The organism is Azospirillum tabaci, assembly GCF_014596085.1.
Classification (GTDB): Bacteria; Pseudomonadota; Alphaproteobacteria; order Azospirillales; family Azospirillaceae; genus Azospirillum; species Azospirillum tabaci.
Genome location: NZ_JACCJY010000091.1, coordinates 1 through 631 on the forward strand (window position 1 = coordinate 1; position 631 = coordinate 631).

Sequence of the window (631 nt, forward strand, 5' to 3'; positions counted from 1 at the left end):
GGGGCGTAGTGTCTGGTCATCGAACAGGCCGGGCCCCGACGCAGACGGAACCGGCAGCCAGCTCCCCCAGAAGCCAACTCCCCAGACACCGGAAGGAAACCACACCATGCGCCGCACCACCCTGATCGCCGCCGCCGCCGTCCTGCTCTGCTCCGCCCCGGCCTTCGCCGGCGACCTGATGACCGGCGGCATCCCGATGGGCAACGCCAGCAACCTGGGCGTCATCTCCAACACCGCCGCGGGCATCCAGAACAAGGCGCAGCAGCAGGTGATGGGCGTGCAGGCCGGCGGCGGGCTGGCCGGGCCGTTCGGCACCGCCTCCAACCTGGGCAACGTCTCCAACCTCGCCGCCGGGGTCGGCAACAAGGCCAAGCAGCAGGTTGTTGGCGTGCAGGCCGGCGGGATGGGCGGCGGGGTGAAGACGCCCTTCGCTCTGGGCGGCTTCAACAGCAACGCCGGCACGGTCAGCAACAGCGCGGTCGGCATCGGCAACACCGCCCAGCAGCAGGTCAAGGCCATGCAGTTCGGCACCCCGGGCGCCCTGTTCAACCAGAACCTCGGCACCGTCTCCAACCTCTCCGCCGGCATCGGCAACAAGGCCCAGCAGCAGGTCATCGGCATCCAGAAGTAA

Annotated in this window: 1 protein-coding gene; it reads left to right on the top strand. The window is 69.4% G+C overall.

Features of this window, described 5'->3' with window-relative positions:
- The first annotated feature begins 106 nt into the window (after positions 1–106).
- Entirely contained in the window at positions 107–631 is a 525-nt protein-coding gene (locus tag H0B54_RS29385) for a hypothetical protein (protein WP_188263281.1), read from the top strand.

What these genes read in the sequence shown, in the direction of transcription:
- H0B54_RS29385 (WP_188263281.1), top strand. Translation starts at nt 107, where the DNA reads ATGCGCCGCACCACCCTGATCGCCGCCGCCGCCGTCCTGCTCTGCTCC.